The sequence below is a fragment of the Pseudomonas sp. BF-R-01 genome, from assembly GCF_019946615.1.
Taxonomy (GTDB): domain Bacteria; phylum Pseudomonadota; class Gammaproteobacteria; order Pseudomonadales; family Pseudomonadaceae; genus Aquipseudomonas; species Aquipseudomonas migulae.
Genome location: NZ_JAGYFX010000007.1, coordinates 39553 through 65146, shown reverse-complemented (window position 1 = coordinate 65146; position 25594 = coordinate 39553). Strand labels below are relative to the sequence as shown.

Sequence of the window (25594 nt, the reverse complement as noted above, 5' to 3'; positions counted from 1 at the left end):
CATTCAGTTGATAAACATAATCAGAAGGCCTGCCGTGCCCTGTTGATTACTTCTTCTTTTTCGGGGCGATGACCATGATCAGCTGGCGTCCTTCCATCTTAGGATGCTGTTCGACCGAACCGTACTCGAGCAAGTCACCTTCAACTCGCTTGAGGAGTTCCATCCCCAGCTCCTGGTGGGCCATCTCACGGCCGCGGAATCGCAAGGATACCTTGGCCCTGTCCCCATCACTCAGGAAACGTACCAGGTTGCGCAGTTTTACCTGGTAATCCCCTTCCTCCGTCCCTGGACGAAACTTGATTTCTTTAACCTGAATCTGCTTCTGGTTTTTCTTGGCCGCGGCAATCTGCTTCTTCTTCTCGAAGATCGATTTGCCGTAGTCCATCAGTTTGCAAACAGGGGGTACTGCATCGGCGGAAATCTCCACCAAATCCAGCTTGGCCTCTTCAGCCTTAAGAAGCGCGTCTTCAATTGACACAATCCCAAGCTGTTCACCTTCAGCCCCAATTAACCGAACCTCGCGTGCCGAGATATTCTCGTTGATCGGGGCTTTCGGTGCAGCTCGTTTATCTTGTCTCATTTCACGCTTAATAATAATTACTCCGAATCTGGGCGACCACGCCGGGAAACCGCTTGCGCGAGAAACTCAGCGAACTGGGCGACGGGCATCGAGCCCAGGTCAGCACCTTCACGAGTACGCACAGCGACAGTCTGCATCTCGACTTCCCGATCTCCGATAACCAAGAGATAGGGAACCTTGAGCAAAGTATGCTCGCGGATTTTAAAGCCGATCTTTTCATTTCTCAAGTCAGACTTGGCACGAAATCCGCTTTCGTTGAGAGTTTTTTCAACCTCGGCGGCAAAATCGGCCTGTTTGTCAGTGATGTTCATGATCACTGCCTGGGTCGGAGCCAGCCACGCAGGGAATGCACCCTCGTAGTGCTCGATCAGGATTCCGACGAAACGTTCGAAGGATCCGAGGATCGCCCGGTGCAACATCACCGGATGCTTGCGACTGTTGTCTTCGGAGACGTATTCGGCTCCCAGACGGACAGGCAGGTTAAAATCGAGCTGCAGGGTACCACACTGCCAGACGCGACCAAGGCAATCTTTCAGCGAGAACTCGATCTTCGGACCGTAGAACGCACCCTCGCCCGGCTGCAGATCGTACGGCAGGCCAGCGCTATCAAGGGCTGCAGCCAATGCGGCTTCGGCGCGGTCCCACAGTTCGTCGGAACCGACGCGTTTTTCCGGACGAGTGGACAGCTTCATCTCGACATCTTTGAAGCCGAAGTCGGCGTAGACGTCCATGGTCAGCTTGATGAACGCAGCGGATTCGGCCTGCATCTGCTCTTCGGTGCAGAAGATATGGGCGTCGTCCTGAGTGAACGCACGCACACGCATGATGCCGTGCAGCGCACCCGATGGCTCGTTACGGTGGCAGGCACCGAACTCGGCCAGGCGCATCGGCAACTCGCGGTAGCTTTTCAGGCCCTGGTTGAACACTTGCACGTGGCAAGGGCAGTTCATTGGCTTGATGGCGTAGTCGCGGTTTTCCGACTGAGTGGTGAACATGTTGTCGGCGTAGTTGGCCCAGTGCCCGGATTTCTCCCACAGGCTGCGGTCAACGACTTGTGGAGTCTTGATCTCCAGGTAGCCGTTGTCGCGCTGAACCTTGCGCATGTACTGCTCGAGTACCTGATACAGCGTCCAGCCGTTCGGGTGCCAGAACACCATGCCCGGCGACTCTTCCTGGGTGTGGAACAGGCCCAGGCGCTTGCCGATCTTGCGGTGATCGCGCTTTTCAGCTTCTTCGATGCGCTGGATGTAAGCCGCCAGCTGCTTCTTGTCCGCCCATGCGGTGCCGTAGACGCGCTGCAATTGCTCGTTTTTGGCATCGCCACGCCAGTAGGCGCCGGACAACTTGGTCAGCTTGAAGGATTTCAGGAAGCGGGTGTTCGGCACGTGCGGACCGCGGCACATGTCGACGTATTCTTCGTGATAGTACAGGCCCATGGCCTGTTCGTTCGGCATGTCCTCGACCAGGCGCAGCTTGTAGTCTTCGCCACGGGCCTTGAACACTTCGATCACTTCGGCGCGCGGAGTGACTTTCTTGATCACGTCGTAATCTTTTTCGATCAGCTGTTGCATGCGCTGTTCGATGGCGGCCAGGTCGTCCGGTGTAAAAGGACGCTCGAAGGCGATGTCGTAATAGAAGCCTTCGTCGATGACCGGGCCGATGACCATTTTGGCGGTCGGATACAGCTGCTTGACCGCATGGCCAACCAGGTGGGCGCAAGAGTGGCGAATGATCTCCAGCCCCTCTTCATCCTTTGGCGTAATGATTTGCAGCGTAGCGTCGGCGCTGATGATGTCGCTGGCGTCGACCAGCTTGCCATCGACCTTGCCGGCCACGGTGGCCTTGGCCAGACCTGCACCAATGGATGCGGCGACCTCGGCTACGGAAACCGGGTGATCGAATGAACGTTGACTGCCGTCGGGAAGAGTAATAGTTGGCATGGCGCCTCCTCTCCTAGTGGTGACCCCTACCAAAGGTCACGTGGGTTGGGATGAGCCAGTACAAGATCCGGTCCAGGCCATTCAATGACGAACGCCTGCCTTACAGCGGCAGGAGCCTTGCGGCCAACCGGAAAACCGGAAAACCGAACCAGAGTGACTGGGATTCAAATCAGGGTTATTCGAACATCTGCCGCCACCGCGACTGAAGGTCTGCGGAGCTTGCAAATACTCGAGCCAGGCATGCTAGCACAGATGAACGGTCGTCGCGGTGCCGAGGTTTTCTGCTGGGGCAAATCAGTCCTTTTTATGCCAGAGTGCTGAACTTGAACCCCGCTTTACCCCTCAGATAACAAGACATTGACCCACAAGGAGCATCCCAGCATGCGTCTGAATCGTTTGTTCGCAGTAGTCGCCCCCATCGTCCTGTTGCTGCCGTTGGCCGCCCATGCCGATTGGCCGAAGGGCGAGCGCGAGAAATACATGGCTCAGTGCACCGAAGCGGCCACCCCTCAGATCGGCGCTGCGGCTGCAAAAGCCCACTGCGCTTGTGGTGCCGATGCAATCAAGTCATACCCGGCCAGCGACATTCAGTCGTTGATGGACAACCAGGCCAGTGACGCCCTGAAACAACAGGCCCTGACCCAGATTTCCAAGTGCAAGGCCAATAATCCGCAGAAAAAATAAGCCCGACAAGGCGTCAAAAAAGGGTTTGGTGCCGGCAAAAGGCATCTGAAAACCGCCTTTTTCGACAATTTATGCAGGTTTTACAGGTTTTTTTATCGTCTTTACTTTCGGCTGAAAGCCTTTTAAATCGGGGCTTTCAGCCACATCAGGCAACAAAGAAAGCGCGACTGTAGGGCAAACAGCACGTCCGGGGGGCTCCCAAAGCGAACATTTCGACTATGATACCCCGGTGTGCCCAGTTGGCCTGAGCAGCACAGTACTACTGAAAATATATGTTTCTTGGAGATACACCATGTCTAATCGCCAAACCGGCACCGTTAAATGGTTCAACGATGAAAAAGGCTTCGGCTTCATCACTCCTCAAGGTGGCGGTGACGACCTGTTCGTACACTTCAAAGCTATCGAAAGCGACGGTTTCAAAAGCCTGAAAGAAGGCCAGACTGTTTCCTTCGTGGCTGAGAAAGGCCAAAAGGGTATGCAAGCTGCTCAAGTTCGCCCAGAGTAATTTCTCGGCGCACTAAAAAAACCCCGTCCATGTGACGGGGTTTTTTATGGGTGAAGCAAAAGCCGGACGCTATCAGCCGCAGTTGATGCGCGTGATCACCAGGTTGGCATCGGTGTTCAGGTTCAAGCGGTCGGAGCGGTACTCCAGCGTCACCATATCGTCAGGCTTGAGGATACGGGCATTCTGCGCGCCTGCTCGAACACGTGCCTGTTCCAGCAGCGCGGGCGAAGCCTTTTTGCCAATGGTGAATTCGGCAGCCTTTGCTTCGCATCGACTGTGGCCGGTATCCGTCGTCGTGACAGGGTCTGTTGCCGATTCGGTAGATGTGCTGCTGCAACCTGCCAGCAGACTAGCGGCCAACAAAGTACCCAATGACGCGAGCTTCCAAGGCATGAAGCCTCCTTTTTTCAATAGTTAAGCTGAGATCGTGCGACCGCCAATCTGGCGTTTGGTTTCACAGGCAGCGCCAGCGCCCTGCCCTCGCCCCGGACAAGCGGCGAGTTTGCCTGAGCACTCCCGGTCATTCACCCCGCAATCGTGACTGAATATGACCTGCGCTCAATAAATATCGATGTAATCGAATGGTGGTGATGGCCAGTTCTCTTTCAGCGCATTGAAGATCTGCATGACCCACACCTCGTCACTGGCCGCGACCAATCCCACATACCCCGAGCCCTTGGCCCACGTCTCCAGACGAAACAGCAGCCCGCCGATGTCCGTGCCGCCCACGACACCCGATGAAATGTAAGCGATGCCGCCCTTGGTCACCCGCAATTGGGTGTGCTCATCATCACTGGCAGAGGCCAGCAGCTGGCGCACTGCCTCAAGGGTCAAGCCGTCAGGAGAGTTCAAATCAATCTGCACAGCACGGTCCTTGAAAAATCATCAAAACCCAAGTGTCGCATAGCCTTTCCCTCATGCCTAAGTCGGAGTGCCAAACACTCTGCAAAATGCTTAACTCACACCCAGACTTTCCCGAATTCACGAGCGCCAACATGACCACCGTAAGCATCGACGCCGACATCAAAGCCAAGTGGCCACAAGGCCACAGCTCTTACAGCCCGGGCAGTCCGGAAGAGCTGGCAATCATTGGTATCGATCTATTGGTCAAGGAGCTGGGGACTGAAGCGGCGCAAACCTTCATCGCGCAGGTATTCGAGAAGTACCCGGCCGACTACAAGGGCGCTGAATACAACGAAAGGGAGTAACCCCGCAGGCTGGCACCTGCGGGTGTGCAACTTACTTCAGACGAGCCAGACGCTGGGTCAGCAGGTCGAAGAAACCCTGGGCATCACCGCTTTCGACCCAGAAAGCGTTTTTCGGTGCTTTCAGGCCGTCATACCAGTCGACGATGGTTTGACCGAAGGTCGGGCCTTCGCGGCTATCAACCACCACATTGACCGAACGGCCAGTGAACAGCTCCGGCTTGAGCAGGTAGGCAATGACCGTCGCGTCATGCACCGGGCCACCCGGAAGGCCGTAGTGCTCCATGTCACCCTTAACGTACTCGTTGAGAATATCGCCCACCAGCTTGCTGGCATTGTTGTTCAGTGCGGCGATCTGCTTCAGGCGCGCTTCGCTGGTGAGGATCTTGTGGGTCACGTCCAATGGCAGATAGGTCAGTTTGACGCCACTTTTCAGCACTACTTCAGCAGCCTGCGGGTCGGCGAACAGGTTGAACTCGGCCACCGGGGTGATGTTGCCCCCGTTGAAGTGAGCACCACCCATGATCACCACTTCCTTGATGCCCTGAACGATTTCGGGCTCCTGGATCAGCGCCAGCGCCAGGTTGGTCTGTGGACCGAGCATAGCGATGGTGATGCTGTGGGGTTTGGCGGTTTTCAAGGTGTCGATCAGGTAATTGACTGCATTACCCTTTGCCAAACCTTGCTTCGGCTCATGCACGGTGACGCCAGACAGGCCTTCCTTACCATGAATGTTCTCGGCATAAATCGGCGTACGCATCAGCGGTTTCGGCGCACCGGCATAAACCGGCACATCCTCGCGCCCCGCCCACTCGCGGGCCAGCCGGGCATTACGCGAGGTCTTGTCCAGACGTACGTTGCCGGCGACGGTGGTCAACGCGCGGATGTTCAGTTCTTCTGGTGACGCCAGCGCAAACAGCAAAGCGACCACGTCGTCGGCACCCGGGTCGGTGTCGATGATCAAGTCGATCTTTTCCGCCGCCTGGGCGCTTGTTGCGGTAATCAGGGACAAAAGCAGCAGACTCCGGAGCAGATGGTGCAGTTTCTGAGCATAGCGGTACATAGCGCACTCCTTGTGCGTGGAAAAGCAGACAGACGAAAACGAATCAGAACGTGACCCCGGCCACCAGCACGACGTTGCAGTACGGCTGACATTCGCCTGTACGAACAATCGCCCGCGCCTTTCGGCTCAGGACTTTGAATTGGTCATGACTGAGCAGCTCACGCCGGCCCAGCGAACCTTCGGCATTCAGCTCATCCAGCGTCACCAGCGCCGACGGCTGTTTGTCCATAATTTCCAGGGCCAAGACGTGGCTTTCGACCTGCATTTCGCTGAGCACAACCTTCAACGTGCTGATGAAATCCGGAACGCCGTGGGTCAAGGCCAGGTCGATCAGCTCGACACCCGGCGGAACCGGCAGGCCGGCATCGCCAATCACGACCATGTCGCCATGCCCCAGGGAAGCGATCAGTCGCGACAGCGCGATGTTGAGCAACGGTGTTTTTTTCATGGTGCTTTAAAGGCCTGTACGTCGGACAAAGTAGGGATCGAGGGTTGCGCGCCGGCACGGGTCACAGACAGCGCCGCAGCGACCTGACCAAAACGGATCGCTTGCGCCTCGTTTTTGCCGGCGGCCAGTGCAGCAGCAAAACCGCCGACAAAGGTATCGCCCGCCGCCGTGGTATCGACCGCCTTTACCTTCGGCGCCGGAAAGTGTTCGAAGCTGCTTCCATTGGCAAACAGCGAGCCTTGGGCACCGAGGGTGATGATCACCTTGCCGGCCCCCATGGCGATCAATCGGGTCGCCGCGACTTCGGCGGTTTCCAGTGAATCCACCGGCAAACCGCTAAGGGCCGAGGCCTCGCTCTCGTTAGGGATCAGATAGTCGATGGCCGCATACCAGTCTGCCGGCAACGGTCGGCTGGCGGGCGCCGGGTTGAGAATCACGGTTTTCCCCAGTTCACGACCGCGCTTGAGCGCATGACCGACCGTGGCATCCGGCACTTCGAGCTGACAGATGATCACATCCGCTGCCTGCAACACCGCATCGAAGCGATCAATCACTGCCGGCGTCAATGCACCGTTGGCACCGGCGACAATCACGATCGCGTTCTGGCTGTTGTCATCGACCACAATCAACGCCACACCGCTGGCACCATCGACGGTGCTGACCGCCTGACAATCGATACGGTCGGCCAACAGCGCTCCGCGCAGTTCCTCGCCATAGGCATCGCTGCCCACGCAACCGACCATCGACACCTGCGCACCCAGTCGCGCCGCAGCAACCGCCTGATTGGCACCCTTGCCACCGGAGACCGTGGCAAACGACTCACCAATCAGCGTTTCACCGCCACGGGGCAGTCGGGAGGCCCGGGTCACCAGGTCCATGTTCAGGCTGCCTATCACCACTACTTTTGCTGGCATACATCACTACTCATAAATGCAATTTCAACGGTGCTTTCTGTTTAACGGAAGTGGTCAAACACACCGGCCAGCGGCGCAGTCGATTCGCGCAGCACAATGCTGGGCGTCACGATCCGTTGATCGGTGGCCATGGCCGGTGTGGCGATCCTGCGCAACAGCACTTCGGCCGCCATCTCGCCGAGCTGCAGGATCGACTGCCCCACAGTGGTCAGCGCCGGGTAGACATAACGGCTCATCTGGATATCGTCGAAGCCAATCACCGACAGTTCGCTCGGCACACGAATATTGCGCTCGGCGGCGGCGCGCAACACGCCGATGCCGATCATGTCGTTACCGGCGAAGATAGCGCTGGGCGGATTGTTTTCCAGGAGGATCGCGGCCGCGCTGTAACCGCCGGTACTGGTGAAGTCGCTTTCCAGTATGCGTTCGCGAGGCACTTCGACGCCCGCCTCTTTCAAGGCGCGGCAATAACCTGCCAAACGCATCTGCGCGACGCTGGTACTGGCCGGCCCGCCAATGGTGGCGATGTCCCGATGCCCCAATTCCAGAAGATGGCGGGTCGCCAGATAAGCGCCGTACTCATGATCGATGCGCACCAGGTCCGCATCAACCCCTTCCAGCCCACGGTCGACAATCACCATCGGCGTGCGCACGCCCGCCAGACCTTCTGCCAGCACGGCATCCCCACCGGCCGATGCCACGATCAGCCCGTCTATGCGTTTTTCCAACAACACGCGCAGGTAGCTGCGTTGCTTGTCCGGGTTGTCATCGGAGTTGCAGAGGATCACGCAATAGCCATTGCGCTCGCAGCAATCCTCGATGCCACGCGCCAGTTCGGCGAAGTATGGGTTGAGGCTGTTGGGCACCAACAGACCGATGGTCGCAGTGGTCTTGGCTTTTAATGAGCGGGCCACGGCGCTGGGCACGTAGTCGAGACTTTTGATTGCCGCTTCGACCTTGATCCGCACTTCTTCGCTGACGGGCCGGGTCTTGTTCACCACATGGGAAACCGTGGTGTAGGAAATCCCCGCGAGCGCTGCCACATCCTTGATTGTTGCCATGACTCAGGTCCGCCGGCTTGCGCGCTGACTGCGATAGGTATCAAGCACCACCGCCACCACGATGACCGCGCCGGTGATGATGCGTTTGGTCGGCTCGGTTGCGCCGATCTGCGCCAGACCGGCCGCCAGTACCGAGATGATCAACACCCCGAAAAACGTGCTGATGACCGAGCCGCGCCCGCCCATCAGGCTGGTGCCGCCAATCACCACCGCGGCGATCACTTGCAGCTCCAGGCCGGAACCGGCATTCGGGTCCGCCGCTTCCAGGCGGGAAATCTGGAACAGCGCGGCAATACCGGCCAGCAACCCCATCAGACTGAACACCAGAATCTTGTAGGGTTTCGGATTGATCCCTGCCAGACGCACGGCTTCTTCGTTGGTGCCGATACCGATCAGGTAGCGCCCGAACACCGTGCGGGTCAACACAGCCTGAGCAATGAAGATGATGAGCAAGGCAATGATGAACGACGGCGAAATGCCGAAGGCGATCGGGTTGGACAGCCAGGCAAAGGCATCACCGATATAGGCAGTGCGCGAGCCGGTCATCTGATACGCCACACCACGCGCCATTTCCAGCACGCCGAGGGAGACGATGAACGAAGGAATCCGCCACGCCACGGTGATCGAACCGGTGATCGTCCCTGCCAATGCGGCCGCCGCCATACCGAGCAATGCTGCCGGCAATACGCTCCAGCCCCAGCCGAGAATCGCCACGCTGACCGTCGACGCCGCGAGTGCCAGCACCGAGCCCACCGACAGGTCGATGCCGCCGATGATCAACACGAACGTCATGCCGACCGCCAGCACCATCAAGTCCGGAATCTGGTTGGCCAGGGTGCTGAACGTGTCGTAAGACAGAAAATGGCTGCTCAGGACCGAGAACAGCGCGACCATCGCCAGCAAGGCACCGGCCAGGCCCAGATAGGTGCCGAGGCCGTAAAAATTGCCACTACGTTTACCGGCAGATGCTGCAGTTTTCATGAAAGATCCCTAGGCGCTGCTTCGTTGAGCAGCGCATCACGTTTTTGATAGCCGGCAAAAGCAGCGGCAAGCAAGTCATCCTGGGTCCAGCTGTCGCGCTCGAATGTCTCGATCAGGCGCCCCGCCGACAGCACGCCGATGCGGTCGCAGATCAGCATCAATTCACGCAGGTCGCTGGACACCACCACCAGCGCCTTGCCCTGACGAGTCAGCTCACCGAGCAGTGCATAGATGTCGAATTTGGCGCCGACGTCGATGCCGCGAGTCGGCTCGTCGAACAGCAACACCGAACAATCGCGTTCCAGCCAACGGCCGATCACGACTTTCTGCTGATTGCCGCCGGACAACTCCGAGACCAATTGCGTCGGGCTGGAACTGCGGATGCGCATGGCGTCGATCTGACGCTGGGCCAACGACATCTCGTCACCGTTGTTGACGAAACCGCCGCGGGAAATCTCCGGCATGTTACCCAGGGCAATATTCGCGCTGATCGATTGCGTCAGCAGCAAGCCCTCACCCTTGCGGTCTTCGGTGATCAGGGCAATGCCATGACCGACCGCGTCCGCCGGCGAACGAATGCTCACGACCTGTGCCGGCGAACCCAGCGCAACCGTGCCGCTGTCCGCTGTGTCGGCGCCGAAGATCAGGCGTAGCAACTCGGTGCGCCCTGCCCCGATCAAACCGGAGATCCCGTAGATCTCGCCGGAGCGCACTTCAAAGGAGACGTCGCGCACTTTGTCGGAGCGGGTCAGCCCCTTGACCGTCAACGCCGGCGCGCCGATGTTGCGCGGGCCCATGTCGATGTGTTCACCGAGCTCACGGCCAACCATCAAGGTCACCAATTGCTCACTGTTGTAGTTGGCCATCGGCTCGACGCAAACCAGATTGCCGTCGCGTAACACCGCAATGCGCTGAGCCACCCGCGCCAGCTCTTCGAGGCGATGGGAGATATAGATGATCGACACGCCACGAGCCTGCAGGCGCGTGATTTGCTCGAACAGCATTTCGACTTCACGGGCCGTCAGCATCGCGGTCGGTTCGTCGAGGATCAGCACATGGCAATCGCCGATCAGGTTGCGGGCGATCTCGACCATTTGCTGGTGACCGATGCCCAGTTCGCCGACGAGGGTGTCCGGGTCGATCGCATCGAGCCCGACCTGTGCCATGGCTTCGATCGCGGCCTTGCGCAATTGCTTGCGACTGATCCAGCCGCCGTTGCTGGGCAGGTTATCGAGAAACAGGTTTTCCGCCACCGACAGGGTCGGCAACAGATTGAGTTCCTGCATGACCATGCGAATACCCAGGTCTTCAGCCTGGGTACGGCTGCCGGGGCGGTAATCCTGCCCCTGGAATTGCATCTGGCCGGTGGTCGGCGTGACCAATCCACCAATGATCTTCGACAGCGTGCTTTTGCCGGCGCCGTTCTCGCCGGTCAGCGCCAACACTTCGCCGCGTATCAGCGTCAGGTCGATACCGGTGAGAACAGGCTGCGCGTAGGTCTTGCCGATACCGCTGACCGAGAGGACAGCGTTCGGAGCGCAAACAGACATAAAAACTCTCCATGCGCTCGCCCGGACGGGCGAGCACCGTTGTGTCGCCAGAAGGACTACTTGGTAACCAGCTCTACCGGAGTTTCGATTACGCCGTTGGTGCCGCTGTCGACTTTCTCACCCTTGACGATCTTCAGCGCCGTCTCGATGCCGAACACGGCTTGCCTGGCAGCGAACTGGTCAGCGGTGGCCAGGACACGGCCATCCTTGAGCATCGGCTTGATGGCGTTGATGTTGTCGTAGCCGACCACTTGCACCTTGCCGGCCTTGCCCGCGGCACGCACGGCAGACACTGCGCCGACAGCCATGCTGTCGTTGCCGGCCAGCAGGGCTTTGACTTGCGGGTATTCGCTGAGGATCGACGCGGCGACCTTGTTGCCTTTATCGATTTCCCAATCACCGGATTGCAGGGACACGACCTTGATCTGCGCCGCTTCCATCGCATCCTTGAAACCTGCAGTGCGAGCCTGGGCGTTGGTGGTGGTGGACACACCTTCGATGATGCCGACTTCGTCACCGGCCTTCAGCTGCTTGGCCAGGTACTCCCCCACCAGACGCGCACCCTTGCGGTTGTCCGGGCCTACGAATGGAACATTGATGTTTTTGCTTTTGACGACCGCTGGATCCAGCTGGTTATCGATGTTGACCACGGTGATACCGGCATCGATGGCTTTCTTGATCACCGGGACCATGGCCTTCGAGTCAGCAGGTGCGATCACCAGTGCATTGACCTTGGCCAGAATCATTTGCTCGACGATACGTGTCTGGCCCGCAGTGTCCGTTTCGTCCTTGATGCCATTGGAGATCAGGTCGAAATCGGCGGAGTGATCTTTCTGGTAGGCCTTGGCGCCGTCTTCCATGGTCAGGAAGAATTCGTTGGCCAGGGATTTCATGACCAGTGCGACTTTGGGTTTTTCAGTGTCGGCGAAGGCCGAGGAGACAGGCAACGCGGCGGATGCGGCAGCCAGCATAGCGACAGCGAGAAGACGTCCAGCGAATGGCAGCTTCATGGGTTCACTCCGATCTTATGATTATTCTGAGCAACGCTTGCGCTGGCATAAGTTTCACCGCGTAAACCGATGGAACAAGCCATCGGCAGTGCCGCGCAAACGTTTGCGTAGACCGAACTATGCGAACCCTGCCGCTATTTGTCAACGGCCGAAAAACACGGTTTGTGCTTGCGGTAACAAAACCGCTTATGCCGTGGTGCTGATCACACCGCCCGAGCCGGAGCTCTTGGCCAGCTCCTTGACCAGATTGCCTGTGACTTCCGCCAGCGCCCCGCTGGTGTTGGCAATTTGCCCCTGAATCGACATGACGACATCGGTCTTGGCTTCCGGTGTCGGGTAATTCGCCACTTGAGCCGCCGCCAATTGTTGCTGTTGTTCGCGCAGTTGCTGCTGCAGCTCCTGCATACGCTTGAGCAACATCTTCACCACGACGCTTTGGTCGCTGCCGCTTTCGCTATCGCTCTCCGTTTTCGTTTCGATCACCGCGCCGCCGGTCCGGACCTTGGTGGCGCCACCCTCCTCCTCGGTACCCAACGCCAGTGTCGAAGCCTCGGAAGTTGATTCGCTCAAGGCTTTGATCGTTGCGGTGGATTTGCCACCGATGGTGATTGCGCCTGCATTGGGAAAGCCTATCGAAAACGACATGTGAACTCCTGAAAAAAAAAAGATCCCTCAGAGAGGCATCGACCTGCGCGCAGGTTTCTTTAGCAATGATTTGCCGCCTGGCAAGAAGGCCTGTTCAACAGAAGCCGTAGCCCTTTTCGGAGAGCCGAACGCAAATGACAAACATATTCGGAAAACCGGACAACAGAGCGTTTAAACCTCGCTCAACACAGTCCGAATAATTGATACAAATCATTGGGTTAAAGCTATTTTTCATTTCCAGTTATGACTGGTACAGATCCTGCTCCCTCTCATTCACCCCAGGCATTCAGATCTGTCCGGGGCGCATCTAGATGAACCTGCATCCGCACCGTCTCACTACTAGAGAGAAAAATAATGACATCTGCTTTCAAGACTTTTGTTCCGGGCGCCTTGGCCCTCCTGCTACTCCTTCCGACAGCCCTTCAGGCGAAAGAAGTCGAAACCAAACAGAAACTGGCGAACGTGGTGATCCTGGCCACCGGCGGCACCATTGCCGGCGCGGGCGCCAGCGCCGCCAACAGCGCGACGTATCAAGCGGCGAAAGTCGGCATCGAACAGTTGATCGCCGGCGTTCCGGAACTGAGCCAATTGGCCAATGTTCGCGGCGAACAGGTCATGCAGATCGCCTCAGAAAGCATTACCAACGACAACCTGCTGCAACTGGGTCGCCGCGTGGCCGAACTGGCTGACAGCAAAGACGTCGATGGCATCGTCATCACCCACGGCACCGACACCCTGGAAGAAACTGCCTACTTCCTGAACCTGGTGGAAAAAACCGACAAGCCGATCATCGTCGTGGGCTCCATGCGCCCAGGCACCGCAATGTCCGCAGACGGCATGCTGAACCTGTACAACGCAGTGGCCGTGGCCGGTAGCAAAGACGCGCGCGGCAAAGGCGTACTGGTGACCATGAACGATGAAATCCAGTCGGGTCGCGACGTCAGCAAGATGATCAACATCAAGACCGAGGCGTTTAAAAGTGCCTGGGGTCCTCTCGGCATGGTGGTCGAAGGCAAATCCTACTGGTTCCGCCTTCCGGCCAAGCGTCACACCATGGACTCGGAGTTCGACATCAAGAACATCAAGAGCCTGCCTGACGTCGAAATCGCCTATTCCTACGGCAACGTGAGTGATACCGCCTACAAAGCGCTGGCTCAATCCGGCGCCAAAGCCATCATCCACGCGGGCACCGGCAACGGTTCGGTGTCTTCGCGCGTAGTTCCAGCCCTGCAAGCCCTGCGCAAGGATGGCGTGCAAATCATTCGCTCCTCCCACGTCAACGCCGGTGGCTTCGTATTGCGTAACGCCGAACAACCTGACGACAAGTACGACTGGGTTGTGGCCCATGACCTGAACCCACAGAAGGCTCGCATCCTGGCCATGGTCGCGCTGACCAAGACCAACGACAGCAAAGAGCTGCAACGGATGTTCTGGGAATACTGATTCGCCCTCGCCCGACCGGTTCCGGTCGGGCACCGCTTTCACCACTCGCCCACTGCGGCGAGTGGCCTCCTATCTGATAAAAAAATCTCCTTCGTCCTACACCAATCGGGAAAAACTGCTGTCAGAGGATTTTCTTGAATTTTAAGCAGTTGCGAAAATGCCTACAGTTAAATACTGTATGCACGTACAGCTTAATAAGGACAATTCCGTGGCCACCACCTCTGCCTCTCCTGATGCCTATGTACGCATGGGTATGCGCGTTCAGAAAATCATCAACTCCCCCACCGCCCAGAAAGCCAAGGCGGCCCTGATCTTCCGACTTCCGGACGAGCCAGTGGATGAGTGGGAGCAACTACTCGAAGAAATCGACGAAAACGACAACGTCACCCTCGCCTACCGCGACGATGGCGGTGTGCAGATTTTCTGGGTTGTGCCGAAGGAAGATTGAGTCAATGAGTGTCCGTTTTTTTGCTTTGCTGTTTTTGCTCTTCGCGATGGGCGCGCAAGCTGACGCCCCGCGCACCTTCAACGAAGCCAAGAAAGTCGCCTGGAAGCTGTACGCCCCACAATCCACCGAGTTCTATTGCGGCTGTAAATACACCGGCAACAAGGTGGACCTGTCGGCCTGCGGATATGTGCCACGCAAAAATGCCAAGCGCGCTTCGCGCATCGAGTGGGAACACATCGTCCCCGCCTGGCAGATCGGCCATCAGCGTCAGTGCTGGCAGGAAGGCGGACGCAAGAACTGCACTCGCTACGACCCGACTTACCAGAAGGCCGAGGCCGACTTGCATAATCTGGTGCCGAGCATCGGCGAGGTGAATGGCGATCGCAGCAATTTCAGTTTTGGCTGGCTGCCGGAGCAATCGGGTCAATACGGTTCGTGCCTGACCCAGGTCGACTTCAAGGCCAAAAAGGTCATGCCCCGCCCTTCCATTCGCGGAATGATCGCCCGGACCTACTTTTACATGAGCAAGCAGTACGGTTTGCGCCTGTCGAAACAGGATCGGCAACTGTACGAAGCATGGAACAAAACCTATCCGGTACAGGCCTGGGAGCGTCAGCGCAACCAGAGCGTGGCGTGCGTGATGGGGCGCGGCAACGAGTTTGTCGGGCCGGTGGACATGAAAGCTTGCGGTTAAGCGCTTGTTGAAAACAAAAAGGCCTGGGGTTGAATGCCCCAGGCCTTTTTCGTTTTCAATCGTGCTGCTGGCACCCAAGCGTTTGGGTGACCGATGACGCCTTACTGAGTCACCGGATGCTCGATGACCAGCAGTTCGATGTTCTGTTTTTTCGCCCGGGTCAGTGCCGCGCGCACTTCTTCCTGCTTGGCTTCAGCTTCGGCTTTGGAATTGAATGGCCCCATCAGGATGCGGGTCTTGCCATTTTCCTTGATCACGCTGGAAACGAAACTGTGCTCGATCAGCCAGCCACTCAGGTCGCTGACAGCCTGGGTTATTTCACCTCGCACTTCCAGATCCCACTGCGGCGCAGATACCGCCGCCGGTGCTGCCGCCACGGCTGGCTGCGGCTTTGGCGCATCAGCGCGCTTATCCTCACCGCATCCCGCCAATGCCAGTACTGCGATTACCAAAGCCATTTTGCGCACAACGCTTCCCTCTGAATGCTGAAAGCGGAGATTTTAACACCCATGAATACTTCTCGAGTGCCGCAAAATGGGCGCAAAACAACGAGAATCATGGAGGCGGCCTCTGTATAGTTACGCCTTGGGAATCAATGCAGCATCTGCGCGTCAGAAAGAGGCACCCAAACCGTGAAACTTCGCACTAATCTATAGATACCACCGACCTCTGCACTGTCCGAATCAGGTGCCCTACAAAGCAATCAAGGAGAAGACCATGCTGATACTCACCCGCAAAGTCGGTGAAAGCATAAATATTGGCGATGACATTACGATCACCATTCTGGGCGTAAGCGGCCAGCAAGTCAGAATTGGCATCAACGCCCCGAAAGACGTTGCGGTACACCGCGAAGAAATCTATCAGCGCATTCAGGCAGGCCTGACCGCCCCGGACAAGCCGCAATCCTGAATCCTGCTGCAGTCAGTAGCCAGCCTGTTCGTCCCCGAACCACGGCTGGCTAAAGATTCACGCACAGCGATCACTCCTGCATCCTCCACCCCCGAACGTGAAGCCGATACTACCGGCATGCCTCACGTCATGGCTGTCGGACGTTTCGGATTAAGCCTGGGGAAGTATGCATTCGTACTCGGCTAACCAAACGTCACTCCCCGCGCCATGCCCGTGGCCGCCACGACCATCAACATCACCAGCAGCGCTTCGATATGGCTGATCCGCGCGAACAGCTTCGCACGACTGGCATCAATGGCTGCGCCACGCGCCTGCGCAATCCGCCATTTGATCAGGGTGATCATCGGCGCGATTTCAAGTAGCAGAATCAGTACGAAAAGTGTCATCTTCAGATGAAACAATGGCTGGTGAAGATAGTAGTCAGTGCCCTTTTCGTACCCGGCAAAGGCTCGCATCCCACCGGTGACCAGCAGAATGACCGCTGAAATGCCCCACAGATTATCTGCAATCAAGACGCTGCGCGCCTCACCCAGCCCCGCGGCCAACCGCCGAAAAGCGCTGCCGCGGGTCAGTACGGCCCAGAAACCCAGGGCGTAAGCCAAGAGATGAATCGCCGCAAAAAACCAGTGGGCAAGCATCGAGATACTCCAGTCAGGCTTGAGTTGGATCAGCCTGTCAGTAGTAGCCCATAAAATCGGGGATTGCCCCCTCCCCCACGCGGGAGACGCAAACGAAGAACAGAAAACAAAGTCATTCGCGAGCTGCAAGCAGGTGCAAAGAAGATCCTCACTCAGGCCGGCGCTGCGCTTGTTTGCAATGATGGCCATGTGACAGACACCCGATCATTCTCCTTGTAGACTCCTGCTCATCATTCGGCATGAATCTGATCGCTCCAATGCGCAAAATAATATTTTTCCTCATGCTGTGCGCCTCTACAGCGCAAGCAGCCTGCGAGATGCAACCCACGACCATCGTCGGGAAAACCCTGATTGGGTCTTTTGAGACGAAAAGGCTGAAATCCGACGCGATCAAATTCTCGCCGGAGACCGGCGACATCACTGGCAAGAATGCAGTGTTCGACTTTGACACTCTTTATGAAATGGATTCCGGCAAATCATCTGCGAGATTCCGTGTGGGTGAGGCTTTCCTGATTGACGGGGTTTCTTATGTCGGGAACGTTGAGTGGGAATCCGGAAAAGCTCCGAAAAAAACCGGGATCTACGAGTTTTACGCCCTTAAAACAGAACCCGTGAAAAACGCTAAAACCCTGACGATGGTAGGCGACTCGATTACCTGGTGGAGCTACGGCCGTTATTTCCGTTGCCTACTCGCCCCAGAGTTGCCTGGAGTGCAGTTTGTAGGTCCTCACACCGATGTGGTTGGTTATGGACATGCCGGTGAAGGTGGCAACAATACCCAGCAAGTCATTGACCGCCTGGACAAAATCAAACCATCCAATTATTACTTTGTGCTTGCAGGAACAAACGATTGGAATTTTTGGGCACCACCGAAAACGATTGAAAACCTGAAAGAGATCGCGAAGGCACTGAACGAAAAAGGCGGACAGGTCATCATCTCTACCCTGCTTCCTCGGCTTGACGAACATGATGCACACAATGAAGAAGTGAACAGATTGTTACTTGCGTGGAATGGCGAGGGATGCGACTGCAAAATAATCGACTTGGGCTCCGAGTTCAGGAAGCTTCCAAACAGCCAAAGCTATTTCTGGGATAACACAGTCCATCCGAACTTTGAAGGCTATCAAAAGATCACCGAAATACTCGGCACCGACATCCGTAAAACTTTTAATCAAGTCGCTCAGTAACCATCGGCGGATCCAGGTCCCGGCATTTGGTGTTCCGACAAATGTAAGCCCACGGCTTACATGAAGGCTAGAGCCGACCTGATGATGTAGCGCGGCGAGGGCTTTGCAAATCGCAGTGTCTAGTCCTGAAACAGGTGTAAACCTTATTCAGGACTAGACACCATCTTGAATCGCTTTGTTGATTGACTGTTGAGGGATTGTTCCTTTTTCGCGCTCCCCGGCTTCGTTCGCCGCTCGCGCCTCAAATTCCGGGATCGGCCGGCACGTTCCGGCTTCTCGAATTCCAGAACCACGCCGCCGACTTCGCCGCCCACTCGGTCTGTTCCAGCAGCTCAGGCGTCCGCAGCAGACGATTGACCGTGGGGACCACCAGAGAAGAGGCGGACTTGATCGCTTATCGGTATACTCAATTTTTTCGAATGAAATCGTAATGCTAAATTCAGTTCAGATTCTTAGAGCTCTCGCCGCATGGATTGTAGTATTCCACCACTACATTCAGATTTTCGGTTATGGAAAAAGTAATGAAGTATCAAATATCATCGCGCTATACGGATCTATCGGGGTTGATATTTTTTTCGTAATCAGTGGCTTTGTCATTTTTACTTCTGCCTCCCAGAGACCGTTGACACCTGGAGAGTTTTTCATACAAAGAGCCGCTCGAATAGTACCGGCATACTGGATTTTCACCCTTATTACCGCTGCGACGATTTACTGGGCTCCATCCATAATGCCCTTATTGGGCGTCGATAGCATATCCCTGCTAAAAAGTCTTTTTTTCATTCCCACCCCAAATCCGTCTGGCATAGGAATATATCCGATCCTCACAGTAGGATGGACGCTAAATTACGAAGTGCTTTTTTATGCGATATTCTTTTTATCTCTTTTCCTGCCCCGCGCTCTTCTAGCTCCTACGATATTTTTCGGGGTTATCATATCGACTTACATATTGCCAAAAATGGGTGGATCGTTCTTATTCTACGGGGCCCCAATAGTATATGAATTCTTGCTGGGGATAATAATATCCATCATTTACCAGCTTGGGCTACTTAAACGAATCAACCCGATGGCTGCCATTCCTCTGGTAGCAATATCGATTGCAGCAGTAGCATTAATGCCAGACACCGACACTCATGACCCAATGCGGCTTGGGATTCCGAGCGCAATAATCGTGATCGCGATCATATCGCAAGAAAGATATCTTCCTAAACTTTCAATACTTACCAAATTAGGTGATTTTTCGTACTCCACATACCTCATCCATCCGATAGTGATTTGGTACATGCTGAGCGCAAAAAATCACTTTGATTTAAACCTGACGCTTACACTAATAATTACTTGCTCTTTGATTATGGTGCTTTCTTGGTGGAGTTTTGCCTTCATCGAGCTGCCGATTTCGAAGCTTACTAAAAAAAGGGTATTGGAAAGCGCCAGACAGGCTACAAGTCCAACGTAGCCACAGGAATCCATACCAATCTCCGGCCAAGGCACACCCTTGAAAAATGTGTGCCTCCCCTCCCCTCCAGCCTCAGAGGCTGCCTGGCCTGCTCCAGCTCACGGAGCGGTCGCCACTGGTGCCGCCACACCTGATCCACTACAAGCCCTAGGCGCGGCGCCGAGAACAGATCGACGCAAAGGACCACCGGGCGTCGGCAACCCCGCACTACCTGACCAAGGAGCTCAGCAAGGCCCCGGATGCAGCGCGCGCCTACGACCATATGCCAGCCGGCGAGCCTCCCCTCTTTTCACGAGATCCGCACTTCAGATGGCTGTACGAGCAGCAAGCTTCCCACAGGAGTACATTCAGGCGTTGATGGGGCATGCGAACGAGAGGATGACGAAGCACTATCAGGAGGGGCACGACGAAAAGAAGATCGAGTACCTGGAGGCAAGTGCCGAATTGGCGTTCTGAGCTGGGAGTTTTTCAAATCGCATACAACAAAAAAGGGCCCACCTTTCGGTGAGCCCTTCTAGACCGCCCAGCAGAGCGGATTTTGTTTGGTAGGCGCGATTGGACTCGAACCAACGACCCCCACCATGTCAAGGTGGTGCTCTAACCAACTGAGCTACGTGCCTGCTGTGAGGCGGCATTCTACGGAATTCCGGAGGGGTGTCAACACCTTTTTTCGAGCTAACCCTATGAATATGCAAAATATTTAATTTCGCGGCTGCAAGGAAGATTTTGCGGTGGCTGGCGGTCGATTTTTAACTCGGGTAGGATCGATGCACTCGTAAAATATATTAAACAGAGGCAGCAGGATGGCGAACACACCCTACCCAGAGTCCTACTACGCCGCATCGGCCAATGCGGTTCCGCCGCGCCCGGCCTTGCAGGGTGACGTAGAGACTGATGTCTGTGTGATCGGTGCCGGTTACACCGGTCTGTCCTCTGCCCTGTTTCTGTTGGAAAACGGTTTCAAGGTCACGGTGCTGGAAGCCGCCAAGGTGGGTTTTGGTGCATCGGGTCGTAACGGTGGCCAGATCGTTAACAGTTATAGCCGCGACATCGATGTGATCGAGCGTAGCGTTGGCCCCAAGCAGGCGCAGTTGTTGGGGCAGATGGCGTTCGAGGGTGGACGGATCATTCGTGAGCGGGTCGCCAAATATAATATTCAGTGCGACCTGAAGGACGGCGGAGTGTTCGCCGCGCTCACCGGCAAGCAGATGGGCCATCTGGAATCGCAAAAGCGTCTGTGGGAGCGTTTTGGTCACACGCAGCTTGAGCTGCTGGATCAACGCCGCATTCGTGAAGTAGTGAACTGCGAGCAATACGTTGGCGGTATGCTCGACATGAGCGGCGGGCACATTCATCCGCTGAACCTGGTACTCGGCGAAGCCGCGGCGGTCGAGTCGTTGGGCGGCACTATCTATGAGCAGTCCCCGGCGGTGCGCATCGAGCGCGGCGCAACCCCGATAGTGCACACGCCTCAAGGCAGGGTCAGGGCCAGGTTCATCATCGTGGCGGGCAACGCGTACCTCGGTAATCTGGTGCCGGAATTGGCAGCCAAGTCGATGCCGTGTGGAACGCAGGTGATTACCACCGAGCCATTGGGCGAAGCGTTGGCCAAGAGCCTGTTGCCGCAGGATTACTGTGTCGAAGACTGCAACTACCTGCTCGACTATTACCGTCTGACCGGCGACAAGCGCCTGGTTTTCGGCGGTGGCGTGGTGTACGGCGCGCGGGACCCGGCGAATATTGAAGCGATCATCCGACCGAAGATGCTCAAGGCTTTCCCGCAGCTCAAGGACGTGAAGATTGATTACGCCTGGACCGGCAATTTCCTGCTGACCCTGTCGCGTCTTCCGCAGGTCGGACGCCTGGGCGACAACATCTACTACTCCCAGGGTTGCAGTGGTCACGGCGTGACGTACACGCACCTGGCGGGCAAAGTGTTGGCCGAAGCGTTGCGCGGTCAGGCTGAGCGTTTTGACGCGTTTGCTGACCTACCGCACTACCCTTTCCCCGGCGGGCAATTGCTGCGCACACCGTTTGCGGCGCTGGGCGCCTGGTACTACGGATTGCGAGACAGGTTCGGCTACTGAGCAACACCGCACTACTTTGTGGGAGCGAGCCTGCTCGCTCCCACAGGTCCGATTCAGAAATCGACAGTCGCCGAAAGCAAGTACGTGCGCGGCGTCGACAGCGTCAATCCCGGCTCGCTGTCATCCGAAGCACCGGCCGAACTCCAGTAGCGCTTGCCCGCCACGTTCTCGATGTTGGCGCGCAAGGTGATGTTCTTTTCCTCGACCTTGAACGCGTAGCGGGCGCCTACATCAAAACGCTCCCACGAATCGATTTCCTTGACGTTGGACTGGTCCAGATACTGCGAGCTGGAATAGATGCCCCGGCTGGTCAGGGTCAGCCCCTGCATGGTCGGCACATCCCACTCGGCGCCGAGGTTGACGTTGTATTCCGGCGTCGCTGGCGCGCGGTTACCGTCGAACGTGCCGTTGGCGGTGTTAGTCAACTCGCTGTCGATGTACATGACACCGCCGAGCAGACGGAAACCCTTGAGCGGTTCACCGAACACGCTCAGTTCCACGCCCTCGTTTTGACGCTTGCCGTTCGGGCCGAAGACGCGCGTCGTGGCGTTGGTTTCATAGGCCGGCTGCTTGATCCGGAACACCGCAGCGGTCACGGCGAACGCACCTGCGTCATATTTTGCGCCGACCTCGACCTGCCGGCTGATGAACGGCGGGAAGATTTCGTCCTCGTTCACTGAAGTCGATGGCGCGATCTTGCCCTGGCTCAAGCCTTCCATGTAGTTGGCGTACAGCGACAGCTTGTCGGTTGCCTTGAACAGGATGCCGCCCGACGGCGAAACCTTTTCTTCATCGTAGGCCGTGTCGCCTTTGACATTGTCAGTCCAGTCATCAACTTTCACCCGCTGCCAGCGGGCGCCGAGGGTCAGCAACAGGCGATCATCGAAGAACCCCAGCGTGTCGGACAGCGCCAGACCGCTGAAGCGGTTCTCGGTGTAGACCTTCGAATCGAGTCGAGTGGGCCTGACAGGTGTCGCTGTTACCACCGGGTTATAGAGGTTGCTGTTGGCCGTGGCATAACGGGCGCCGCCATTTTCGAAATCCATGTAGAAGTAGCTGGCCGCCAGGTTGACCTCGTGGCTCACGGGCCCGGTATGGAACCAGTTGCGCACCCCGGCAGTAGCCGTCCGGACACTTTCGTCTCGGGTGAAGTCACGGGGTTGAACGCTAAAGTCGCCCCGGTTGTTGGTGACCGCAACGGCATGACGGAGGAAGTCATGATTGCTTTCGCGCGCGCCCACACCGCCGTACAGCATCACGTTATCGCTGACATCGAATTCGCCGTTCACCGTGCCGAACGTGTCGTTGGTACTCGCCTTGCTCCAGGGCTGCGCATAGTTGTGGCGGACATCGCTGGCATGCGGAACCTGTGCGGTAGCGCCGACTTGCACGCGCTCCTGCGGGGCGTCGGTATCGCGCTCGGTGCGCCCCAGGTCGGTCGAAAGTCGCAGGCGCTCACCGCGAAAATCCAGCCCCAGCACGGCCATCTCGCGGTCGACATTCTGGTGATCCCATTCGGTGTCGCCGGACTGTTTTACGCCGTTGAAACGAATGCCGAACTTGTTGTCTTCACCGAAGCGCCTGCCGATATCCACGGCACCGCCGGTCTGGCTGTCGGACGCGTAGTTGCCGGTAAACGAAGTGATCGGCTTGTCGGTCGCGCGTTTGGGCACCACGTTGATCCCGCCCCCCACGGCACCTCGCGGCGAGATGCCGTTGATGAGCTGGCTCGGGCCTTTGAGAATGTCGACGCGGTCGGCCATCTCCATGTCGATCGTATAGGTCGGCAAAACGCCGTAGAGGCCGTTGTAGGCGACATCACTGTTGAACAGGCTGAACCCGCGAATGGTGAATTGCTCATAGCGCCCACCGGCCGGGTTGGTGGCGCGAACGGAAGGATCGCTGGCGATCAGCTCGCCCAGGGTGCGCGCCTGCAAGTTCTTGACCGCCTCGCTGGTGTAGGTGGTCATGCTGAACGGCGTTTCCATGAAGTCTTTCGACCCCAGCAAACCTTGCGAGCCGCGACGCGCAACCTGACCGCCGGCATACACCTCGCCATCCGCTCCGCCGGCGGCACCGAGAATCGAGGTCGGGGCCAGTTGCAGGCTGCTGCCTTCTGGCGCCGGGGTCAGGATGTACGCCTGCTCGCCCACCGCTTGCAACTGCAGACCGGAACCCTGCAACAGTCGCGCAAAGCCCTCCTCGACCGCGTAATCGCCAGACAGGCCGGTACTGTTGCGACCGCTGACCAGCGCGGAGTCAATCGAGAGATTGACCCCGGACAACCCGGCGAAACGGGTCAGCGCATCACTCAGGCTGCCGGCAGGCACCTGATAACTGCGTCGGGCACTGTCTTCGGCCCAGCTTGCGGTTATGAACAATGGACTGGCACTCAGGCCCAACAACAGGCTCAGGTGCAACAACGGACGCAGACGCGGATAACAAGGTGCAGGCATTGAATTTGCTCTCTTGATTCGTTCACATGCCTTGAATGACAAGCGAGTCGAAAAAAGGGGACAGGCTTTACACACTATTTTTGCGCGGCAGCAACGTGACCCAGTAGCGGGTTCGGGAATGCACCTCCAGCGGCAGGCTGGCCGCAAGCAGCGCGAGGACGCGATCCGTATCGTCTAGACGGAAACTGCCGGTGACACGCAGGGTTTCCAGTTCAGGCTCCCAGCGCAGAACGCCCGGTCGGTAAGTGCCGAGTTCGCGCAGGAAATCCCCCAGCGGCTGGTTCTTCGCCATCAGCACGCCTTCACGCCAACCTGGTGCAAGCGCATCGAATGGCGTGATCGCGCCGACACCCGCCGCTTCAAGGCTGACCTGCTGCCCCTCGCGCAACGCCAGTGCCGGCCCATGCAGGGGCTGCAACTGCACGCTACCGTTGAACACCGACACCCGACAGCCGCGCGCCTCCTGGCGTACGCAGACTTCGCTTTGGCTGAGGATTACGTTGCCGAACTTCGTCTGGATCGTCAGCGGCGCCGTGCCCGGCACCTTCAGCGACAGCTCGCCTTCTATCAGCTTCACGCGGCGGTTCTGCACATCCACATCGACGGCACTGGCGGTATTGAGCTGCAAGGAACTGCCATCGGCGAGCTGCACCTTTTTGCGCTCGCCAGTGGCGGTGTGCAGGTCGGCACGCCAGACGTCCAGAGGCAATTGTCGACTGATCAGCCAGGCCGCCGGCACCAACGCCACGGCGCCCAATGCGCGCTTCAGCACTGCGCGTCGGCCAGGATCAGGGCGGTCCAGGCTGCTCAGCGCCAGCGCCGACGGCAGATCGGCGAAACGCTGACGCAAGGCCTGGGCCTTCTGCCAGGCCTGCTCGTGACTGGCGCAGGTGTCGCGCCAACGCTGCAAGTTCGCGCGGTCCTGCTCATTGGCGCCACCAGATTCGAGCAACGCAAGCCATTGTGCCGCAGCCCGGACGGCCTGACGGGGATCGGATGAAGACTGACTGTTCACAGTTCCACCAACAGGCAATGCTCGTAGGCTTGCGCCATGTAACGTTTGATCGTGCGCTCCGACACCCGCAGGCGCTCGGCGATTTGCTGGTAGTTCAAGCCTTCAAGCTGACTCCAGAGAAACGCTCGGCGCACCGCCCTTGGCAGTCCGTCGAGCAGCTCATCCAGTGCTTGCAGGGTTTCCAGCAGCAGCCAGCGCTGTTCGGGTGATGGCGCACAGTCTTCAGGCATCGACGCCAACGCAGCCAGATAGGCTTGCTCAAGGCTGCGACGCTGATAGAAGTTGCTCAGCAGGCGTTTGCCGACGGTCAGCAGATAGGCACGGGGCTCTTGCAAGTCAGCGATGCGCTGAGAGCTGGCGAGCACACGCAGAAACGTATCCTGGCTCAAATCCGCCGCATCACAGCCGTTGCCCATGCGCCTTCTCAACCAGCCTTCCAGCCAGCCACGGTGATCGCGGTACAGGTCGCGGAGGGTTTGCTCCTTCGGCATCGCTGCATCACTCATCTCAAGAAGCCCTGTGCCAAGGAGTTATCGTAAATGAGAGTGATTCTAATTAATGTCAGAGCTACGAAGGAAGCCCTTTATGCAGCGGACGTGCAGAAAGGTCATATGGGTAAGCGTGAAGTGGTATAAAAGCCAAATTTCAGACACAAAAAACCCCGGTCTTTCGACCAGG

At 57.4% G+C, this 25594-nt stretch carries 27 protein-coding genes, 1 tRNA gene and 1 pseudogene; 10 read left to right on the top strand and 19 right to left on the bottom strand.

The window, feature by feature from the left end; translation table 11 throughout:
- Positions 1 to 46: 46 nt before the first annotated feature.
- Positions 47 to 598 (bottom strand): translation initiation factor IF-3, encoded by a 552-nt coding sequence (infC, locus tag KGB27_RS04980; RefSeq protein ID WP_172435341.1) that lies wholly within the window; start codon positions 596 to 598, stop codon positions 47 to 49.
- Positions 598 to 2520, bottom strand: coding sequence for a threonine--tRNA ligase (gene thrS, locus KGB27_RS04975; protein WP_008023971.1), 1923 nt, complete (start codon positions 2518 to 2520; stop codon positions 598 to 600). The genes infC and thrS overlap by 1 nt, the downstream gene beginning before the upstream one ends.
- A 381-nt stretch (positions 2521 to 2901) precedes the next feature.
- Between thrS and KGB27_RS04970 the strand changes: the two genes are divergently transcribed.
- Positions 2902 to 3204 (top strand): hypothetical protein, encoded by a 303-nt coding sequence (locus KGB27_RS04970; protein WP_008037560.1) that lies wholly within the window; start codon positions 2902 to 2904, stop codon positions 3202 to 3204.
- Positions 3205 to 3496: 292 nt separating this feature from the next.
- Positions 3497 to 3709, top strand: coding sequence for a cold-shock protein (locus KGB27_RS04965; RefSeq protein WP_003179963.1), 213 nt, complete (start codon positions 3497 to 3499; stop codon positions 3707 to 3709).
- 72 nt (positions 3710 to 3781) lie between these two features.
- Here KGB27_RS04965 and KGB27_RS04960 read toward each other — a convergent pair whose 3' ends face one another.
- Complete coding sequence (locus KGB27_RS04960; protein ID WP_008037562.1) at positions 3782 to 4102, bottom strand: I78 family peptidase inhibitor; 321 nt, start codon at positions 4100 to 4102, stop codon at positions 3782 to 3784.
- Positions 4103 to 4267: 165 nt separating this feature from the next.
- On the bottom strand, positions 4268 to 4573 hold the full coding sequence (locus tag KGB27_RS04955; RefSeq protein WP_008023976.1) for a hypothetical protein: 306 nt from the start codon (positions 4571 to 4573) through the stop codon (positions 4268 to 4270).
- Positions 4574 to 4704: 131 nt separating this feature from the next.
- Here KGB27_RS04955 and KGB27_RS04950 point away from each other — a divergent pair, with 131 nt between their 5' ends.
- A complete protein-coding gene (locus tag KGB27_RS04950) occupies positions 4705 to 4917 on the top strand; it encodes a hypothetical protein (protein WP_008023978.1) in 213 nt (70 codons plus the stop codon).
- Between the two features lie 31 nt (positions 4918 to 4948).
- On the opposite strand, the gene KGB27_RS04945 is transcribed toward KGB27_RS04950, so the two are convergent.
- The 8 genes from KGB27_RS04945 to KGB27_RS04910 form a co-directional block, all read right to left on the bottom strand.
- Complete coding sequence (locus tag KGB27_RS04945) at positions 4949 to 5977, bottom strand: nucleoside hydrolase (protein ID WP_008037564.1); 1029 nt, start codon at positions 5975 to 5977, stop codon at positions 4949 to 4951.
- Between the two features lie 43 nt (positions 5978 to 6020).
- Entirely contained in the window at positions 6021 to 6425 is a 405-nt protein-coding gene (rbsD, locus tag KGB27_RS04940; protein ID WP_223553364.1) for a D-ribose pyranase, read from the bottom strand.
- Positions 6422 to 7339 (bottom strand): ribokinase, encoded by a 918-nt coding sequence (gene rbsK / locus KGB27_RS04935; RefSeq protein ID WP_223434828.1) that lies wholly within the window; start codon positions 7337 to 7339, stop codon positions 6422 to 6424. Before rbsK ends, rbsD begins: the two co-directional genes overlap by 4 nt.
- A gap of 41 nt (positions 7340 to 7380) precedes the next feature.
- Positions 7381 to 8400: a LacI family DNA-binding transcriptional regulator gene (locus KGB27_RS04930; protein WP_223553362.1), complete on the bottom strand. Its 1020-nt coding sequence runs from the start codon at positions 8398 to 8400 to the stop codon at positions 7381 to 7383.
- A 3-nt stretch (positions 8401 to 8403) separates the two neighbouring features.
- Positions 8404 to 9381, bottom strand: a complete 978-nt coding sequence (locus KGB27_RS04925) for an ABC transporter permease (protein WP_008037572.1) — start codon at positions 9379 to 9381, stop codon at positions 8404 to 8406.
- Positions 9378 to 10931, bottom strand: coding sequence for a sugar ABC transporter ATP-binding protein (locus KGB27_RS04920; RefSeq protein WP_223553360.1), 1554 nt, complete (start codon positions 10929 to 10931; stop codon positions 9378 to 9380). The genes KGB27_RS04925 and KGB27_RS04920 overlap by 4 nt, the downstream gene beginning before the upstream one ends.
- A 56-nt stretch (positions 10932 to 10987) precedes the next feature.
- Positions 10988 to 11941, bottom strand: coding sequence for a sugar ABC transporter substrate-binding protein (locus tag KGB27_RS04915; RefSeq protein WP_008028234.1), 954 nt, complete (start codon positions 11939 to 11941; stop codon positions 10988 to 10990).
- Between the two features lie 186 nt (positions 11942 to 12127).
- Positions 12128 to 12586: a hypothetical protein gene (locus tag KGB27_RS04910; protein WP_008037574.1), complete on the bottom strand. Its 459-nt coding sequence runs from the start codon at positions 12584 to 12586 to the stop codon at positions 12128 to 12130.
- Positions 12587 to 12940: 354 nt separating this feature from the next.
- Between KGB27_RS04910 and KGB27_RS04905 the strand changes: the two genes are divergently transcribed.
- The 3 genes from KGB27_RS04905 (at position 12941) to KGB27_RS04895 (ending at position 15171) form a co-directional block, all read left to right on the top strand.
- Positions 12941 to 14029 (top strand): asparaginase, encoded by a 1089-nt coding sequence (locus tag KGB27_RS04905; RefSeq protein ID WP_008037575.1) that lies wholly within the window; start codon positions 12941 to 12943, stop codon positions 14027 to 14029.
- Positions 14030 to 14186: 157 nt separating this feature from the next.
- The gene (locus tag KGB27_RS04900) at positions 14187 to 14477 is read left to right on the top strand and encodes a DUF1654 domain-containing protein (protein WP_008037577.1); all 291 of its coding nucleotides are present in this window, start codon (positions 14187 to 14189) and stop codon (positions 14475 to 14477) included.
- A 4-nt stretch (positions 14478 to 14481) separates the two neighbouring features.
- Positions 14482 to 15171: an endonuclease gene (locus KGB27_RS04895; protein WP_008028239.1), complete on the top strand. Its 690-nt coding sequence runs from the start codon at positions 14482 to 14484 to the stop codon at positions 15169 to 15171.
- Between the two features lie 101 nt (positions 15172 to 15272).
- On the opposite strand, the gene KGB27_RS04890 is transcribed toward KGB27_RS04895, so the two are convergent.
- On the bottom strand, positions 15273 to 15638 hold the full coding sequence (locus KGB27_RS04890) for an SPOR domain-containing protein (RefSeq protein WP_223434824.1): 366 nt from the start codon (positions 15636 to 15638) through the stop codon (positions 15273 to 15275).
- A gap of 250 nt (positions 15639 to 15888) precedes the next feature.
- On the opposite strand from KGB27_RS04890, the gene csrA reads away from it, so the two are divergent.
- Complete coding sequence (gene csrA / locus KGB27_RS04885; protein ID WP_008028241.1) at positions 15889 to 16080, top strand: carbon storage regulator CsrA; 192 nt, start codon at positions 15889 to 15891, stop codon at positions 16078 to 16080.
- A 182-nt stretch (positions 16081 to 16262) separates the two neighbouring features.
- Here the strand turns inward: csrA and KGB27_RS04880 are convergent, their stop codons facing one another.
- The gene (locus tag KGB27_RS04880; RefSeq protein WP_192226585.1) at positions 16263 to 16718 is read right to left on the bottom strand and encodes a DUF2214 family protein; all 456 of its coding nucleotides are present in this window, start codon (positions 16716 to 16718) and stop codon (positions 16263 to 16265) included.
- 239 nt (positions 16719 to 16957) lie between these two features.
- Between KGB27_RS04880 and KGB27_RS04875 the strand changes: the two genes are divergently transcribed.
- Positions 16958 to 17905 carry an SGNH/GDSL hydrolase family protein gene (locus tag KGB27_RS04875; RefSeq protein WP_223553358.1) on the top strand — a complete coding sequence of 316 codons (948 nt, stop codon included), beginning with the start codon at positions 16958 to 16960 and terminating at the stop codon, positions 17903 to 17905.
- 247 nt (positions 17906 to 18152) lie between these two features.
- Here the strand turns inward: KGB27_RS04875 and KGB27_RS31520 are convergent.
- Positions 18153 to 18260 (bottom strand): annotated as a pseudogene (locus KGB27_RS31520) (glycoside hydrolase family 19 protein); the annotation flags it as partial.
- A 75-nt stretch (positions 18261 to 18335) separates the two neighbouring features.
- Here KGB27_RS31520 and KGB27_RS04870 point away from each other — a divergent pair.
- A complete protein-coding gene (locus tag KGB27_RS04870) occupies positions 18336 to 19358 on the top strand; it encodes an acyltransferase family protein (RefSeq protein ID WP_223553356.1) in 1023 nt (340 codons plus the stop codon).
- A gap of 543 nt (positions 19359 to 19901) precedes the next feature.
- Here the strand turns inward: KGB27_RS04870 and KGB27_RS04865 are convergent.
- A tRNA-Val gene (locus KGB27_RS04865) sits at positions 19902 to 19978 on the bottom strand.
- A gap of 183 nt (positions 19979 to 20161) precedes the next feature.
- Between KGB27_RS04865 and KGB27_RS04860 the strand changes: the two genes are divergently transcribed.
- Positions 20162 to 21445, top strand: coding sequence for an NAD(P)/FAD-dependent oxidoreductase (locus tag KGB27_RS04860; RefSeq protein ID WP_223434820.1), 1284 nt, complete (start codon positions 20162 to 20164; stop codon positions 21443 to 21445).
- Between the two features lie 53 nt (positions 21446 to 21498).
- Here KGB27_RS04860 and KGB27_RS04855 read toward each other — a convergent pair whose 3' ends face one another.
- From KGB27_RS04855 to KGB27_RS04845, 3 genes are all read right to left on the bottom strand, one after another.
- A complete protein-coding gene (locus KGB27_RS04855; RefSeq protein WP_223553354.1) occupies positions 21499 to 23901 on the bottom strand; it encodes a TonB-dependent receptor in 2403 nt (800 codons plus the stop codon).
- Between the two features lie 67 nt (positions 23902 to 23968).
- On the bottom strand, positions 23969 to 24916 hold the full coding sequence (locus tag KGB27_RS04850; protein WP_223553352.1) for a FecR domain-containing protein: 948 nt from the start codon (positions 24914 to 24916) through the stop codon (positions 23969 to 23971).
- Positions 24913 to 25422 (bottom strand): sigma-70 family RNA polymerase sigma factor, encoded by a 510-nt coding sequence (locus tag KGB27_RS04845; protein ID WP_223553350.1) that lies wholly within the window; start codon positions 25420 to 25422, stop codon positions 24913 to 24915. The genes KGB27_RS04850 and KGB27_RS04845 overlap by 4 nt, the downstream gene beginning before the upstream one ends.
- Positions 25423 to 25594: the final 172 nt, after the last annotated feature.